This window comes from bacterium (genome assembly GCA_035691305.1).
Taxonomy (GTDB): domain Bacteria; phylum Sysuimicrobiota; class Sysuimicrobiia; order Sysuimicrobiales; family Segetimicrobiaceae; genus DASSJF01.
This window is the reverse complement of record DASSJF010000009.1, coordinates 1-16,045: the sequence shown is the minus strand read 5'-3', so window position 1 is coordinate 16,045 and position 16,045 is coordinate 1. Positions and strand designations below refer to the sequence as shown.

15 protein-coding genes and 1 riboswitch are annotated in these 16,045 nt (G+C 67.5%); of the genes, 5 read left to right on the top strand and 10 right to left on the bottom strand.

Annotated elements, in window-relative coordinates:
* The first annotated feature begins 360 nt into the window (after window positions 1-360).
* Window positions 361-915 carry a manganese efflux pump gene (locus tag VFL28_01660; protein ID HET7263345.1) on the top strand — a complete coding sequence of 185 codons (555 nt, stop codon included), beginning with the start codon at window positions 361-363 and terminating at the stop codon, window positions 913-915.
* Between the two features lie 57 nt (window positions 916-972).
* On the opposite strand, the gene VFL28_01655 is transcribed toward VFL28_01660, so the two are convergent.
* The 4 genes from VFL28_01655 to VFL28_01640 all read right to left on the bottom strand — a co-directional run bounded on the left by VFL28_01655 (window position 973) and on the right by VFL28_01640 (window position 4,667).
* Window positions 973-1,386, bottom strand: a complete 414-nt coding sequence (locus VFL28_01655) for a type II toxin-antitoxin system death-on-curing family toxin (protein HET7263344.1) — start codon at window positions 1,384-1,386, stop codon at window positions 973-975.
* A gap of 616 nt (window positions 1,387-2,002) precedes the next feature.
* Entirely contained in the window at window positions 2,003-2,206 is a 204-nt protein-coding gene (locus VFL28_01650; GenBank protein HET7263343.1) for a cold-shock protein, read from the bottom strand.
* Between the two features lie 54 nt (window positions 2,207-2,260).
* Entirely contained in the window at window positions 2,261-3,394 is a 1,134-nt protein-coding gene (locus VFL28_01645) for an FAD-dependent oxidoreductase (protein ID HET7263342.1), read from the bottom strand.
* The gene (locus VFL28_01640) at window positions 3,387-4,667 is read right to left on the bottom strand and encodes an FAD-dependent oxidoreductase (GenBank protein HET7263341.1); all 1,281 of its coding nucleotides are present in this window, start codon (window positions 4,665-4,667) and stop codon (window positions 3,387-3,389) included. Before VFL28_01640 ends, VFL28_01645 begins: the two co-directional genes overlap by 8 nt.
* Before the next feature lie 178 nt (window positions 4,668-4,845).
* Here VFL28_01640 and VFL28_01635 point away from each other — a divergent pair, with 178 nt between their 5' ends.
* The gene (locus tag VFL28_01635; protein ID HET7263340.1) at window positions 4,846-5,283 is read left to right on the top strand and encodes a phage holin family protein; all 438 of its coding nucleotides are present in this window, start codon (window positions 4,846-4,848) and stop codon (window positions 5,281-5,283) included.
* Window positions 5,250-5,477: a hypothetical protein gene (locus VFL28_01630; protein HET7263339.1), complete on the top strand. Its 228-nt coding sequence runs from the start codon at window positions 5,250-5,252 to the stop codon at window positions 5,475-5,477. Before VFL28_01635 ends, VFL28_01630 begins: the two co-directional genes overlap by 34 nt.
* A gap of 22 nt (window positions 5,478-5,499) precedes the next feature.
* Here the strand turns inward: VFL28_01630 and VFL28_01625 are convergent, their stop codons facing one another.
* The 4 genes from VFL28_01625 to VFL28_01610 form a co-directional block, all read right to left on the bottom strand.
* Complete coding sequence (locus VFL28_01625) at window positions 5,500-6,453, bottom strand: sugar kinase (GenBank protein HET7263338.1); 954 nt, start codon at window positions 6,451-6,453, stop codon at window positions 5,500-5,502.
* A 15-nt stretch (window positions 6,454-6,468) separates the two neighbouring features.
* The gene (locus tag VFL28_01620; GenBank protein HET7263337.1) at window positions 6,469-7,113 is read right to left on the bottom strand and encodes a bifunctional 4-hydroxy-2-oxoglutarate aldolase/2-dehydro-3-deoxy-phosphogluconate aldolase; all 645 of its coding nucleotides are present in this window, start codon (window positions 7,111-7,113) and stop codon (window positions 6,469-6,471) included.
* Window positions 7,114-7,134: 21 nt separating this feature from the next.
* A complete protein-coding gene (locus VFL28_01615) occupies window positions 7,135-8,232 on the bottom strand; it encodes a sensor domain-containing diguanylate cyclase (protein ID HET7263336.1) in 1,098 nt (365 codons plus the stop codon).
* 207 nt (window positions 8,233-8,439) lie between these two features.
* The gene (locus VFL28_01610) at window positions 8,440-8,907 is read right to left on the bottom strand and encodes a GNAT family N-acetyltransferase (GenBank protein HET7263335.1); all 468 of its coding nucleotides are present in this window, start codon (window positions 8,905-8,907) and stop codon (window positions 8,440-8,442) included.
* 125 nt (window positions 8,908-9,032) lie between these two features.
* Here VFL28_01610 and VFL28_01605 point away from each other — a divergent pair, with 125 nt between their 5' ends.
* Both VFL28_01605 and VFL28_01600 read left to right on the top strand, forming a co-directional pair.
* The gene (locus VFL28_01605) at window positions 9,033-10,844 is read left to right on the top strand and encodes a diguanylate cyclase (protein ID HET7263334.1); all 1,812 of its coding nucleotides are present in this window, start codon (window positions 9,033-9,035) and stop codon (window positions 10,842-10,844) included.
* 123 nt (window positions 10,845-10,967) lie between these two features.
* Window positions 10,968-13,277, top strand: a complete 2,310-nt coding sequence (locus VFL28_01600) for a PAS domain S-box protein (GenBank protein ID HET7263333.1) — start codon at window positions 10,968-10,970, stop codon at window positions 13,275-13,277.
* Between the two features lie 170 nt (window positions 13,278-13,447).
* A riboswitch (cyclic di-GMP riboswitch) is annotated at window positions 13,448-13,534 on the top strand.
* Between the two features lie 409 nt (window positions 13,535-13,943).
* Here the strand turns inward: VFL28_01600 and VFL28_01595 are convergent.
* Entirely contained in the window at window positions 13,944-14,321 is a 378-nt protein-coding gene (locus VFL28_01595) for a cupin domain-containing protein (protein HET7263332.1), read from the bottom strand.
* A 135-nt stretch (window positions 14,322-14,456) separates the two neighbouring features.
* Window positions 14,457-15,464: a plastocyanin/azurin family copper-binding protein gene (locus VFL28_01590; protein HET7263331.1), complete on the bottom strand. Its 1,008-nt coding sequence runs from the start codon at window positions 15,462-15,464 to the stop codon at window positions 14,457-14,459.
* Window positions 15,465-16,045 lie beyond the last annotated feature (581 nt).

Genomic DNA, 16,045 nt, shown 5'->3' with positions numbered 1-16,045 from the left:
ATCAGTACCGCGCCGGTCCGGTCAACACGTACCTCTCGATTCACGTTCTGCCGTGCGCGGCGGCTCCGGGACCTGCGAGCTCGGAGCGCACCGTATGCGGAGTCTCCTGCCGAACCGTCATCATCCAGCTGTGCCGCTGCGCTGATGGCGGCCGGAAGTGCGGACGTATTACCCGGCCTTCACCTCGCGCGGATACTGGCGGCAGGTCGGACGGTACGGCATGGAGCCGGGTCTACTATGGGCCATCCGCATCACCTCCTCTCATTCACTGGCCCTATCATCGCGCGCGCGTTTCGCGGTGTCAAGGGAGCGGCGGGAGGGCCGCCGCGGTACGGCCGTGGAACCGATCTCTCCGCAGCCATGGCGTTCAAAATCGCCGCGTTCGTGCTTCCCCTCGGCATCGACACCTTTGCCGCCGCCGTAGCGCTGGGCCTGCGGCGCATCCGTCCCCTGCGCCCCGCGGTGTTGTTCGCGCTGTTCGAAACGGTGATGCCGCTGATCGGCATCGCGGCCGGGGACTACGCCGGCCGCCGCTTTGCCGCCGCGGCGGTTTACGCGGGCGGCGCCATCCTCATCGGAATCGGCACGAACATCTTTCGGGAGGCCCGCGGCGCCGAGGAGGGGCCGGCGCACGCCTCGCTCGGAACCCTGCGCGGCACGGTACTCGCGGGGTTCGGGATCTCGATGGACGAACTCGCCGCGGGATTCCCCATGGGGGCGGCGCGGCTGCCGGTCCCGACGGTGCTCGCGGCCATCGGGCTGCAGGCGTTCGTCGTCACCGTCGCGGGCATATGGGCCGGCCGGCGGCTCGGGATTCGGGCGGGCCGCCGCACGGCGCGGGCGGCGGAGACGGCGGCCGCCGCGGCGTTCATACTGCTCGGCATGTATACGATCGCCGAACAGCTTGTGCGATGAGGCGGACCGGTTTTCTTCGATGAATCGACGAAAGGAGCGGATCGCAGAACGTGAGGACTACTTCTTGCCGTTGCTCTTGCGCTTGGAGTGACTCTTGAGCCAAACGGCGATGCCGTCGCGGGTCATGCCGCCCTTGGCGACACCCGTCACGAACTCGACGGCCTCCGACGCCGGACTGAGGGCTAGTCTGTAGCCGGCGCTCTCGAGGAAAAGACGCGTCGCCTCGAGCGCGGTGCGTTTGTTGCCGTCGTGGAACACCTGGTCGCGAATCAGCCGGTCGAGATAGAACGCCGCAAGGTCCCAAACCGTCGGCTGGGGACGGAGGGACATGCGCTGTTGCACAAAATTGACGAGCGAGTCGAGACTCGGTGGATAGACAACGTTCTGCTCTCCGGCGAGATAGAGCCCCCCGGTGGCACGGATCATCCGCTGGTTGACCGTCCTGAGTTGCTCGGTGGACAAGTACTTCATCGTTTGGCGAGCGCCTCCCAAACCAGCCGATTGTCGCGGAGGCTGCGCTCAAGGCTGGAGAGGAACAAACGTTCGCTCAGCATCTCGGCGGGCGGCAGCGGCCGTTTTGGACTGCGTGTGGCGATCTTCCTCGCGCGTGCCCGGGTGGCTCCGGGCCGCACCACTCTCACGCGTCCACGGGCCGGCTTGGCACGCCGTATCGACTTGCGGGCGCCTTTCCGGACGGCAGAAACCCTCGTTCGGGCGCGTTTCTCGGCCGACCGGTGCGCCTTGCCCTGTTTTCCGGACCTTCTGGTCCTCTTTGCCATCTTGGCAGCCCCTCATTTTAATCTATCACGCACCTCAGGCCGCACGCAACATTCTTGCCAAGAGTTGCATCAAGAAACCATCTTTCTGGGTCCGTGATTGAGAAAATTGGCGGTTAAATGCACCAAAATGAGCAATAGCTCATCTAAAACTCCGCCACGGAAGGCGGCCCTTGCCACAAAGGTGATCGAATCGTGGCGACGCCCCCGCAGCCTTCGATCCGGTCTTGGGGCCACGAAGCGAGAGCGCCGGGCCGACGGCCCGGCGCTCTCTCAGCAATTATGGGTGGCGTCTTTTGGAGGTATGGCCGCTAGCCCACCACTCTCACATTCTGGGCCTGCGGGCCTTTCTGGCCCTGTGTGATCTCGAATTCGACGACCTGCCCCTCTTCGAGATTCCGGAAGCCCTCACCGGCGATACCGGTGTAGTGCACAAACACGTCCTTGCCTTCCTCCGGGGTAATAAATCCATAACCCTTCTCACGATTAAACCACTTCACGGTACCCTTAGGCATAGCTACTTCATTCCTCCCCCAGGCCTAACAGCCCAACAAAGTGCCTGCTCCTTACTACGGCCCTGGCGGCGAATCCTGCACCCCCGTCCACGCGCCGGCCGTCGCGGGGGCGAAGCGGCCGGGCGACCAGATCTCCAAGCCCTCGGGCCACCTGTTCCTCGCGACGGCCTCGGCGATCGCCTCACCGATCAGGGGCGACTGGGTCACGGCCTCATCCGCCCCGGCGATCGCGACATAGAAATCCTCTCCGGCGCAGCCGGCGAGGGACCTGCCGTCGGCCCCCGTCGTCGAAACGACGAGCGGCGCGTGGAGGACGCGCGCGCGCGCGATCCCGGGGACGACGCGCACCGCCGCGGCTGCGATCCGGCGCAACGCGTCGAGGGTGGCGCGCAGGTCTTCCGCGGCGGCGTGATCGTCGACGGCGGCCGGAGGATCGAGGACCAGCTCGCCCGCCGGCTCTTGCCGGATTCCGTTGATCGTGTGCCGCACCAGCGGCGCCAGACGGTCCGTCACGCAGATCCGACGGCGCTTCGTGCGCATGGGCAGTACGATCCCGATCTGCCGCATCGCCGCGTGCAGCAGGTCGGCGGATGCCGCGACGATCCGGCGCGCCACGACTTCGTCGCGGCCGGCGCGGATGCGGAAACCGCCGTTTTGTCGAGCGATCCCGACGTGACCGCAGTTGAGATAGGCGGCACCGCCGAAACGCGTGGCCGCCCCGAGCAGGCGGCGAGCCAGCGCGCCGGCGTCGGCCGTGCCGTCGTAAGCGCAGTACACGGCGCCCGCGGCGCGATCCGTCAGCCCCGGCTCCCGCCGCAGCGTCTCATCGCGGGACAGCCAGCAGACCGGCATGCCGGCCGCGGCGGCCTCGGCCGCCCGGGCACGCCCCACCGCCTCCTCGGCGTCGGTAAGCGCCACTGTCATCCCGCCGGTGCGTCGGTATCCGAACGTCCCGATCGCATCCTGCAACCCCGGCAAACGCTCAGCGCCGCGGAGTGCGAGGGTGATGTCCGCCGGTGTCCCGGTTTGAACCGGAACCGCGGCCCACGTTGGGAATCCGCCGCCGGGGCTCGCCGCGTCGACGACTACCGGCGCGATCCGGCGGCGCGCGAGCGCGTAGGCCACGGCCGCTCCGGCGCAGCCCGCGCCGAGCACGGCGACCTCGTAGCCGCGCGTCCGGTCAGGCATGACCGTCGCCCGAGTCCGCATCGGATGGCAACAGTGCTCCGAGCGGCAGCGGCCGCAGCGGCGGCCACAACGCCGGAAGGGGAATGCGGCCCGCGGGCGTTTGGGAAAATTCGCTCAGCCACCGCACCACCGGCCCGCCGCAGCGCCGCCACCGGCATTCGCCGAGACCGCAGCCTGTCAGGGCGGCGAGCGCGTCGGGCGCCACCGCGCCACTCACCGCCGCGTCGCGCAGCGCATCGAGACGCACCCCTTCGCAGGCGCACATGATCGTGTCCGGACGCGGCGTCCACGCTTCGATCGTCTCGTCCGGCACGACGCCGAGCATGAGGGCCTCACGCGCCGCGTGGCGCAAGGGGGCGGACGCGGCGGCCAATCTCGCGCGTGCCTCGGCGATCTTGGCGTCCGGGTCTTCGAGCAGACCGAGCAACCGGAGCGCCGCCCGCGCGGCGAGACGTCCCGACTCGGCGGCGGCCCTCGGTGTATCCACCCCGGCCGCATCGCCGGCGACGAACAGGGCTGGCGTCGGGCCGTGCAGAGCCAGCATGGGGTCGTAGCGCGGCACGAAGCCGCCGAGCAGCGGCTGGTAGACGCACGGAGATCCGGCGAGCCGCGCGAGCTCGATCGCGGGGACGCGCGGCGACTCGACGCAGAGCAGCCGGCACGGAAGCGCGGCCCCGTCGTCGAGGACCGCCTCTTCGACCGCGCCGTCGCCGCGCGCTTCGGTGAGCGCACCGGTGGTCACCGGAATCGCCGCGGGCACGCCGTTCGGCCGGTCGGCCGCCACGAGCGTGACCGCGATCCCCCGCTCCGCGAGGCGGGTCGCGAGCGCCGCATGCTCGCCGCGCGCGACCACGACCGCCGGCCCGGATTCAGCCGTGACGCGGCCGGCGCGAACGGCGTCCCAGCCGGCCTCGAGCGTGAGTACGCCGCGAAGCGTCCACCCGGGGAAGGGGGTCATCACTTCCGGCGCTCCGGTGGCGAGCACGACCGCGAGGGCGGCAACCGTGTCGACGCGCTGCGCACGCAGCACGCCGAGCGCGCGGCCGGCGATCGCCCACACCGGACTGCTCCGCCACACCTCGGCCGTGCCGAGGTTCCGCATGAGACCTTCGGTCAGGCCGCGGGCGCCGGGCACGAGGACCGCGCGGCCGCCCAGCACCGGCCGCTCCTCGATCAACAGGACGCGGGCGCCGGCCGCCTGCACCTCGCCGGTCGCCGCAAGTCCGGCCGGGCCCGCCCCGACCACGGCGACGTGCCGTTCGGTCTCCGTCATGGCTGCTGCCTCAGGACGACGTGGGACATCGGGGACCTACCAGTTCCGCTCTCCGCGCGTCTCCTCCTGCGGCCGCGCAGGTCGCCCGGCGCGTTCCATCGAACGCCATGGCGAAGCGGCGCGACCGAGCGGACCGACCGGGGTCGAAACGGCGTGCCGCCGAACGGAGGCGGGCCTGATGCGGGACGCAATCGACGACGGGCGGCGGACCGCGGGCGAGGACGCGGGCGCTGCGGACTCGACCGGCACGATCCTCCGCCGTCTCTTTCACAACCTCGGCCTCATGACGCAGGTGTACGCTCTCGCCGCGGCCCGGGATCTCCGCCTCGCGGTTCGCGACATCGTGTTGGCGATCGTGCTGCTCGGCACCGTGATGATGCTCGGATTCTATCTGCTCGCGCTGCTCGTCGCCGCGGCCGTGCTGGCGCTCGGCCAGGTGGTGCCGGCCTGGGGCGCGGCGCTCATCGTCTTCGGCGGCGTGGCGCTGGCCATGGGCCTCTTGCTGCTGATCATGGCCGCGCGCCTCCGGCGCATCGTGGCGCGCATGCGCACCACGGTCCAAGCCGCAAAGGAGGATGCCCGGTGGTTCCGCACGCGGATCCTTCGGATCGACTAGCCGACACGCGGCGCGCGATCGAGCGGGACGCGCACGAACTGCGGGCCCGCGCCCGCGGCGCGCGGGCCAAGGTGCTCGGGGCGCTGAGCGGCCTCGCCGAGATTCGCCAGGCGCTGGGAGTCGTGATGCCGCGGCGGCGCGAGCGCGCGCCGGCCGCCTACGACGACGGCGACGGACGGGTCGCCGAGCGGTAGCGGCCGCGCCGCCGCGCGGACCCTACCGCCGGAGGCCGTGCTCCTCGCCGCGCAGCAGCGCTTCGACCTCCCGCAGCGTCGCGCGGCAAAAATCACCCGTGTAGGTCTGCTTGAGCGCGGCGAGCGCCGCGCCGTACCGGAGGCCGTTGCCGGTGCCCCGCGCGAGGTAGCCGTAGAGAAATCCCGCCGCAAACGCGTCGCCCCGGCCCACGCGGTCCACCACCTCCGCACGGAACGCGGACTGCCGCACAACCGTCTCGGCGTCCGCGGCGACCGCCCCCGCCTCGCCGCAGGTCAGAACGAGGACGCGGCAGCGTAGACGGTCCCGCAGCGAGCGCGCGACAGCCTCGGCGTCGCCCCGCGCCTCGAACACGCCGCGCGCGTCCCGGTCGTTCACGAACACGATGTCGAGCCCCGTAAGCAGCGGCGTCAGGATCTCGCGCGCCGCCGCCGGCTGCCACAGCGTCGCCCGGTAGTTGACGTCGAACGAGATCAGCAGCTGACGCGCGCGGGCCTCCGCGATCGCGCGCGCCACGACCTCCCGGGGCCGCTCGCCCAGCGCGGGCGTGATGCCGGTGAGGTGCACCACCCGCGCGCCGTCGAGGAGGGACCACGCCACGTGATCCGCCGCGATCGCGGCGAACGCCGAATGGCGCCGGTAGTAGAACACCTCGCCCGGGCGCGGCGGCGCGGCCGGCTCCAAAAACATCACGCCGGCCGTCCCCTCGGCCGCCCACATGATGCCGGTATCGTCGACGCCGGCGGCGCGCACCGCCTCGGCGATGCGCCGGCCGAGCGGAGTGGCCGGCAGCCGCGAGATCCATGCGGCCGGCGTGCCGAGACGCGCGAGCGCGACGCACACGTTGGCTTCGGCGCCGCCCACCTGCACCGCCAGCGCCGGCGCGGATTCGAGCGACTCGCCGGCCGGCGGCGCGAGCCGGATCATCGCCTCACCGATGCCCACCACGGTCGCCACGCGCGCCGGCCCCCTTCAGTCCTGCTGACTCTGCGCCGCGAGCGCGCGGACGAGGGACTCAACCCGCGTCCGCACGGCGGCGGCGTCGACCGGGCGATCTCCGGGTCCGACCAGCGCCGAGCCGATGCCGACCGCCGCGGCGCCCGCGGCGAACCACTCGGCGACGTTGTCGGGCCGCACGCCGCCCGTCGGCAAGAACCGCGCGGCCGGCAGCGGGGCCCGCACCGCGCGGAGGTGGGCCGGCCCGCCGATGTCCGCCGGGAACAGCTTGATGAGACGCGTTCCGCCCTCGAGCGCGCTTAGGATTTCGGTCGGCGTGTACGCTCCCGGCACGGCCAGCATGCCCTGCCGGCGCGCCGCCTCCACCATGCCCGGCGACAGTGCCGGACTCAGCAGAAACTGCGCCCCCGCATCGAGCGCGCGCCGGGCCACGGCGGCGTCGGTCACCGTCCCCGCACCGACGAGCACGGACGGAAACCGGCGCCTGAGCCGCTCGATCACCGCCGCGGCGCTCGGCACCGTGAAGGTGATCTCGACGATGTCGAGGCCGGCGCCGACGAGGATGGCCCCCAGTTCTTCGGCCCACTCGGCGGATGCGGTGCGGACGATCGGGACGACGCGGGTCTTGAGAATGGCGGCGAGCGCCCGGGATGCCTCCACCGGCGGCCTAGCGAACCCGGGTCAGGGCTCGTCCTGCGAGAGCGTGACGCCGCCCGCGTCGGCGGACTGCTCGACCGGCGAGATGGAGAGGGTCTCCGCGATGGCGGCGAACGGGGGCCGCTCCGCGGAGTGCGCACGCTTCATCCTATACAGCTCCCGGTCGGCGGCCGCCATGAGCGCGTCCACGGCCCCCCCGTCGTCCGGCCAGGTCGCGAGCCCCCACGACAACCTCATCGCCCGATCGCCGGGCTGGCCGGACCCGGTCGCGTCGATCCGCTCCAGCCGGCGCAGGACCGTTTCGGCCTGGTCGCGGTCCGTGTTGGGGAACAGCAGGATGAATTCGTCGCCGGCGAGCCGTCCCGCGATGTCGTGCGCGCGGATCCCCAGCCGCAGCAGGTCGGCCACATGCACCAGCACGGAATCGCCGACTTGGTGCCCCAACGCGTCGTTGATCTGCTTCAGGTCGTCGAGGTCCACGATCGCCACGCTGAGCGGCTGTGCGTCGCGCGCCGCGCGGCTCAGCTCGGCGCCGAAACGCTCCAGAATCGAGCGGCGGTTGGGCAGCTGCGTCAGCTCGTCCGTGCTGGCCAGGCTCCGAAGCTCCCCGTAGAGGCGGGAGACCTCGATCGCACCGGCGAGATAGCGCGCCACGACGGTCAACACGTCGAGGTCTTCCGGCTGGAACGCGTCGACCGCGCTGCGGTGAGCGCTCAGCACCCCGATCACGCGGCCGCGCACCATGAGCGGCGCGTAAATGCCCGAGCGGATGTCGTCCCGCTGCCGGTAGACGCGCGCGTCGCCGTGCATGTCCGGCACGTACAGCGGCTGCCGCGATTCGACCACGGTCCAGTTGAGGCTGCGGCCGTGTGGAACCGTCAGGCCCTTGAACGGAATGCGGAGGCCCGCGGCGCCCACCATCGTGAGAACGTCCTTGGCCTCGTCGATGAGACCCACGGTGCACGAGTCGAACCCTGCTTCTTCGCTGAGCATCTCGAGCGTGCCGTCCACCAGTTCCCCGAAGCTGAGCACGACTGTCAGCTCCGTCGCGAGACGCGCGAGGAAGGCCAGCGCCTTGTCGGAATGACCGCGCAAAGACGACGAGCCGGGCCCCTCCGTCATCGCCGCACCGCGCGCGGTCGCGCCGGCCCGCCGGATGATGCGCGGCGAGCCCGGCCGGCTTGCCGGAGCGCCAAAGAGGTCACAGGGTTTGTACCGCAACGCGTCATGGGGTACCCAATCGAGCGCACTCGAAGTGCCGTACCACGCCTTCTTCCCCTACCCCGTGGGGTTTAGACGCCGCGGGCCGAAACCCCCGCCGGAGCGGAATCAAGTTTCATTCGACCGCACCCACTCGTACAAGACGTCGGGCTCGCCCTCTTCGTTGCGGGATCCGTCGTTGAGGTCCACGACCGCAAACCCCCGGGCCTCGTAGAACGCCCGGGCGCGCACGTTGCGCTGAAACGTAAACAGCCGCAGCCGTCCGGCGCTGAGTTCCTTCGCCCTGGCGAGCAGCGCGCTGCCCACGCCGCCGCCGTAACATCCCGGCCGCACGTAGAGGTGGTCGAGCATGTTCCGCGCCGCGTTGAGCGCGGCGAACCCCAGAATGCGGCCGTCCGCGACGGCCACCCACATGCCGCCGTCGCGAAAAACCCTATGGGCGATCCAGCGACGCGTCTCGTCGTTGGTGTGCAGCTCGGGGAGGTATGGCAGCGCGTCGCGGCGGGATGCGAGAAAGACTTCGGCCACCTCTTCGAGATCCGCCGCGGCCGCGGGCCGCAGCACCGGCGGGGGCATGCCTCAGTCTATCATTTCGAAGACCGCCCGCCGGACGTGACTAAGAACCGGGGGCAGCGGGCATACCATCCCGAAAGGTCGCGTCAGGTCTTCCGCAATTTTGACGGCACGATCGCGGCACGGCCGTGGCGCGAGACGCGCCGAGGATGACAAGGGAGCCGCCGACGATTCGACAGGACACCCAGCGCGGACGGGATACAGACGTGGACCCTGCCGCTAGTTCCGGCAGGCGTCGGGGGCGCGATGCGGCTTGGTCGGATGCCGCGGTCCTCGGCGTCCTGGCCCTCGCTCTGTTCATCAGCGCAGATATGTTCAACCTCCATGAAGTCCTGACCGGCTTGGTCGGCGCGAAAACCATGGAGCGCTATCAAGTCGACGAGTTGTTTATCGTATTCACACTCCTCGGGTTCGGCCTTATGGCCTTCGGGTACCGCCGGTGGCGCGAGACCTATCGAATAATCGTACGGTACGAGGACGCGGAGAGAGACCTACGTGACAGTGAAGGCCGGCTCCGCCAGATTCTCCATGAGCTGCCTGTGGCCGTGCTCGTCCGACGTGCCGACGGATCCGTTGCCTACCAAAACGACCTGGCGGTGAAGCTGCTGGGGGCGTCCCTGGCGGCCTCGCCGCGGGACTCGATCATGGGCGCGCATCTCTACCGAGCCGGATCGCCGGAACCCTACCCTACCGACGCGCTGCCCGATGTGCGCGCCCTCAAAGGCGAACGGATCGCGCTCAACGACGTCGAGGCCCGGCACGGGACCGACATCCGGAATCTCAACAGTCTGGCCCTACCGATCCTGGACTCGCTTGGTCACATTACCCATGCCGTCGTGGTGGCCGGCGACGTGACGGATCAGCAGCGGGCGGACCTGGCCCTTCATGAGACCGCCGATCGTTTGGCGACAACCGTGGCTACCCTGAGCAGGCATACCGCTGACATGAGCGCTCTATCCGAAATGGTACATCTCCTGCAGTTGTGCCCCACGCTCCCGGACGCGTACGCCGTTATCCCTCGAAGCATCCAGCGGCTGTTGCCCGGCGCATCCGGCGTCGTGTATATCTTGGACCCGTCCCGGACGGCGCTCGAGGCCGCCGTGGGTTGGGGTGCGCAAGCACCTGCGGCGCAAGCGTTCAAGCCCGACGACTGCTGGGCGGTGCGGCGGGGGCAGGCGCACGTCGTCGCTGGTCCGGAGGGGGCGTTGGTGTGCCCGCACGTCGCGCACGTACCGGACGGCGGCTATGCCTGCGTGCCGCTAAGGGCCCGCGGCGAGTCGATCGGCGTTCTGTTTGTCGCCGGCCCGCGGCGCCCGTTCGAGGCCGCCGGGGTCGAACGAACGGGGTCTGCCGAAGAAGCCGGCGTATCCGTCGCGCTCATCGGGGAACATTTGGGCCTCGCGCTTGCAAACCTGCGCTTGTGGGAGACTCTGCGGACCCAATCGATCCGGGATCCTCTGACCGGACTCTACAACCGCCGATTCATGGAGGACGCCTTCGAGCGGGAGTTGTACCGCGCCGGCCGCGGTCATCATCCGGTCGGGTGCGCGATGTTCGATCTCGATCACTTCAAACAGTTTAACGACACGTTTGGGCACCAGGCCGGCGATACGTTGTTGAAAGAGCTTGGCCGCCTGCTGCGATCTGTGACACGTCACAACGATATCGTGTGCCGGTACGGTGGCGAGGAGTTCGTGTGGATCCTACCGGATGCGCCGCGCGACGAGACCTTGCGCCGGGCTGAGCAGTTTAGAACCGCCGTCGCGAGTATGACCGTGACGCATCTCGGGCGAGGTTTGGGATCAATTACCGTCTCGCTCGGGATATCGATGTTTCCGGAGCACGGTGAGACGGTGGAAACGCTGCTGCGACTCGCAGACATGGCCCTATACAAGGCGAAGGTGGGTGGGCGGGACCGAATCGAAACCGCTGTTGCGTGAAACGCTGCGCAAGGACCGTCCAATAGTCCAGATTCGCCGGAAAGTGGGCATCTAAGCATCCTGCAAGATAACCATAGGTTTGAGCCGGTTTGACGTCAGACGGCACGTAGGACGGTCTTGCCGATGAAGAAGGGTCCACGGGTTGAGGACGCGATCGGCGCAAACCAACGCGCCGGCAGCCCCCTATCCCACGCCGCGCGGCGATTCAGCGTGAGCCGTACTCCAGAATCCCCGGACGCGTACCGGACTCTCTTTGAGAACCTTCCCGTCGGAGTGTATCGCAGTTCACTCTCGGGCGTGCTGCTCGACGTCAATCCCGCTTTGGTGCACCTGTTGGGGTATCCCGATCGCGAGACTCTGCTGCAAGTGCCGATCAAGGACATACTCCCCGACGCCGGGCAGCGGCGGCAACTCGCTAAAGCTATAGGGCAGACGGGATCCATCTCCGACTTTGACGCCACCCTTCGCCGCGCCGATGGCGGTGCGCTCGCAGTACTCGTCAGCATCTTTGCACAGCGTCGTCCGGACGGGTGCGTGTGCTGCCTTGAGGGCATCGTCGTCGATGTCACGGCCCAGCGGCATCGCGACGAGCGCATTGGGCTGCAGGCGGCAGCGCTTGCGGCTGCCGCAGACGGCATCGTCATCACCGACTCGAAGGGCGCGATCGAGTGGGTCAACCCCGCCTTCACCCGGCTGACCGGCTATACGTTCGCGGAAGCGGTCGGCCGCAATCCAAGACTGCTCAAGTCCGGGCGCCACGATGCGGCGTTCTATGCGACGCTCTGGACCACAATTCAGTCGGGGCAAGTCTGGCACGGTGAAACGACCAATCGTCGAAAAGACGGCACGGTCTATACGGAAGAACAGACAATTGCGCCGGTAGTCGATCGCGCGGGCCAAATTGCCCACTTCATCGCCATCAAGCATGACATCACCGCTCGGAAGAACGCCGAAGAGACGCGGCAGCGACTCGCCGCAATCCTCGAGGCGACACCCGACTTCGTGGGCACTGCCACCGCGGACGGCAAACCGATGTATCTGAACCGCGGGGGCCGGCGGTTGCTCGGTGTCGGGGACGAGAGCGTCGAGGACTTCGCGCAAGAGACAATCTTTGACGCCTACCCGGAGCGATTGAGAGAGTTCATTCGGCGCGACGCTGTTCCCGCGGCGATACGTGACGGACAATGGCACGGCGAGTCGACGTTGTTGCGCCGCGATGGGGGCGAGATTCCCGTCTCTCAGGTTTTGATCGCACACACGGCGCCGGATGGAACCGTGGAGTTCCTCTCCACAATCATGCGCGACATTACGGAGCGGAAGCAGACCGAGGACCAATTACACCGCCAGGTCGAGCGGTTGGCCGCGCTTCGGGAGATCGATATCGCGATCACGTCGAGCACGGACCTGCGGGTGACCCTCGACGTCATTCTCGACAAGATCATCACTCTGCTGGAGGTCAACGCCGTCGACGTCTTGTTGTTGAACCCGCATACGCAGACGCTTGACTATGCGGCGGGCCGCGGTTTTCGCACCGGCGCGCTCGGGAAGACGCGGCTGTGGCTGGGTCAAGGGCACGCCGGACAGGCGGCGATTGACCAACGGCCCGTAATTGTTCCCAATTTGGTGGACACCCCGTTGCTCCGCGCGTCGTTGATCGCCGGCGAAGGGTTCATGGCGTATGTAGCCGTCCCCTTGGTCGCCAAGGGGGTGGCGAAGGGTGTCCTGGAGTGCTTCACCCGGGTGCCGAAGACTTTCGATGCGCCGTGGCTGGATCTATTGGAGACATTTGCCGGGCAGACGGCGATTGCCGTGGACAATGCGACGCTCTTAAGCGACCTAACGCGGTCCAATAACGATCTCACGTTGGCCTACGAGGTCACGCTGGAAGGATGGTCGCGTGCCCTTGATTTGCGCGACAGCGACGCCAAGGGGCACAGTCAACGCGTATCCGAGATCACGTTGCGGGTGGCCCGCGCGCTCGGCATGAGGCCGGCGGAACTCGGGCACATCCGGAGAGGAGCGCTCTTGCACGATATTGGCAAGATGGGGATCCCCGATGCGATTCTCCTGAAGCAAGGTCCGTTAACCGACGAGGAATGGCAGATCATACGGCGCCATCCGGCGTCCGCCTATGAACTGCTACAGCCGATCCCGTACCTGCGCGAGGCTGTCGATATCCCCTATTGCCACCATGAACGGTGGGACGGCAGCGGGTACCCTCGGGGCCTCCGGGGCGAGCAAATTCCCGTCGCCGCTCGGATTTTCGCGATCGCCGACACTTGGGATGCTCTGCTAAACAATCGTCCGTACCGCGCAGCCTGGAGCCATGAGCGTGCCGTGCGACATATACAGGAGCAAGCAGGGAGAGCCTTCGACCCCAAGATAGTGGACGTGTTTCTCAACCTTGAAAAGACCGGGGATCTTGCGGTGTAAGAGCGGTCGCCACAAAAATCGCGAGTGTTTCGACGAAAGATCCGTGCAGAGATCGGTGAAATATCTCCCGCGCAAATCAGACCGCGGACGAGGGAAGATCGGGCGTGTGCTCGATGTGGCGGTCCTTTCATAGGGCCTAAGATCGTACCAAGACAATCACATACGGGCACCTCGTCTAAGGGCAAACCCAGGGTAACCTGGGGACGCAAAACCACGGGACAGCCGGCAACCGCCGGCGCGTCAGCCGGGTCGCCGAGGGCCGGTCTTAATGACAGGGGGCCTCATTGTATGGGTCCGACCGGCACGGTGTCACCGGCCAGCGCCAGAAACTTGCCTGCGGAACAGGGAGGCCGACCGTGGGCCACAGACCATCGCCTTGAGGAATCACCGGACGCGCTATTGACTTCGGTGGTCATTGTGTGGACGGCGATCTGTTCGGTTCTGACAGTCTATGATCTGTATCTTCTCGGAATGGCCCTGTGGCAGAGTGTTGTTCTATGATCGTCACCGCGGGGGCTGTGGCCGCAGTGGATAAAAAAAGTGGCTGTCAGCTGACCTAATCCCCTGCAGCGCCGCGTGCCGCAGGGCGCCGCCTCCAGCAGCAACAAGGAGAGCGAGCCAGGATGCCTGACCCGCTCTCTTTCTTCGGTAAAGGCCTGCTGCCGTTCAGCTGGGTTTCGCGAAGTGCTCCGCGCTCATCACTTCGATTCCGACGAACGGCTCCCCACCCTCTACCCAGGCGTCGTGCCCCGGTGGGATCGTGTAGGACATCCCGGACGTGATTGATCTCTGGGTGCCGTCGTTCATCTTGATCGTCAGGCGACCAGAGACGGCATAACCAACATGCGCCATCTGACAAGTGTCGGTCTTGACGACCGGCTTAATGCATTCCGACCACCGCCAGCCGGGCTGAAGGGTCATCCGGCCCAGCGTGAAGTCCCCCAGCCGGACAACTTCGAGACGTGTCTTGTTTGGAGCCCGTACTTCGTCCGGCGTATCGTGCGACTTTGTCTCCAGTTTCTGGACCTTCATCCCATTCGCCACGGCGCTTCCCCCTGACACTCAAAGTGACTTCGGTCGTTCGTCGGTGCAACTTAGCGTTCATCCGCGACGTCGCCTGGCATCGGCCTCGCCAACCGCGTGGTGTTCATCCCTCGATCATTCGGGGGCTGCGAGACTTTACCGCACCACGACCGTCGCTTTCATCCCGAAGCCATCGTGCACAGCGCAGACGTACTCGAACGTGCCCGGCTTCGTGAATGTGAGGCTGTAGCTCCGAACGCCTGGGCCGTCCGTCGTCATGAACCCGGAATTGTAGAACCCCGCGCCGCGGTGAACGCCGCCGCCCGACGGGGTCATAACCTGCGGTGTGACCAGCAGCGTGGGCGGACCCTGCTTCGCCGGGATCATCGTCGCGATGTCGAAATAGCGCTTCCCGACGCCAAACGAAACCGTGTGCAGTTCGGTCGGGTCTTGCATGACCCAAGTCACGGTATCGCCTCGGTTGATCGTCAACGTTTGGACGGGGAACCGATACACTGTGACCCCGTCGTGCATCGAGCCCGGGAGGCTCATGGTGTAGGTACGCTTTCCGCCGGTCATCGCAACCGTGGGCTTCATTGCCGCCCGAAGGGCCGCGGCCTTGGTCAGCGCCGCCTGCGCCTGCGCCGTCGCCATCTGATCGTATTGTGCCTGCGTCATCGGATAGGGACTGCCGGCCGGCTGGACGGTAACGGTCCCCTCCATTCCCGGGTGAAACATGCAAAGGTACTTGTAGGTCCCGGCTTTCGTGAAGCTCGCCGTGTAGCTCTTCGGAGCCTGCGGATCGGTCAGCAGCGCACCGCCGCTAATAGTTCCCGCACCGTCGTACGGTTTCTTCGGCGATGCAAAGAACACGACCGGGTTCCACAACACCTGCCCCTTGCTCTTGCCGGGAATGATCAGGTCCGGCGCCTTCCCTCCCGCGGGGAAGAAGATGGTGTGCTCGGAGGCGGCCAGTGTCCACTGGACGGAATCCCCCTCATCGACGGTGATCTCCTTCGGGAGAAACAGCAGCGCCTGATCCGCTTGGTTCGTGGCCGCGGCCCCGGCCCGCACGATCCACGTCTTCGCGGCGCTCGCCCGAGGCGGTAGCGGAACGAGTAACAGCAGCCCAACGGCCAATACAATGCCGATCAGTCTCCTCATTAGCACTCCCCCAATTGATGTATCCGCCGATTTCGACACAAAGCGCATCGAGCGAACGGAGCGCCCGCAAGAGCGCACTGGCTCCGCTAAGCGGAGCGCCTATGGATCTCTGATCTCTGATACTGGTGGGATCAGACGGGAGGAGCGAGAGCGTAAGGCCGCAGTCGTATCGTCGCGCGCGGGCGTGCCCCATCGAACCAACCTAAGGCACGATAGAACGCCGGCGCTCGGGGGCCGGCGGTCGTTGCCGCCACTTTGACCCGACGCGAGGAGTGCACTCCAAAAACAGGTCGCCGTGGTCTCTGATGGAACCAATCGACGACTACCGGCGACCTACCCGTGCCGATCCGGAGCGCCGAATCAATGCCGGCGCCTTCCGTCGTCGAAGCCGTGGATCGGGACGGCAAGAAACCGGCCAAACTACCGGCATAGAGTGTCTCTGCGGCACCACGCGCCGGAGGCAGCGGCGCCGCCACCGCGACCACCAGGGCGAGGAGAACAAAAGACCCGGAGGATCTGGACAATCTCATTCGAGCGGTCTTTTCGCCGCCGGTTCCACAGCACCTAGCAGCTCAGACCGC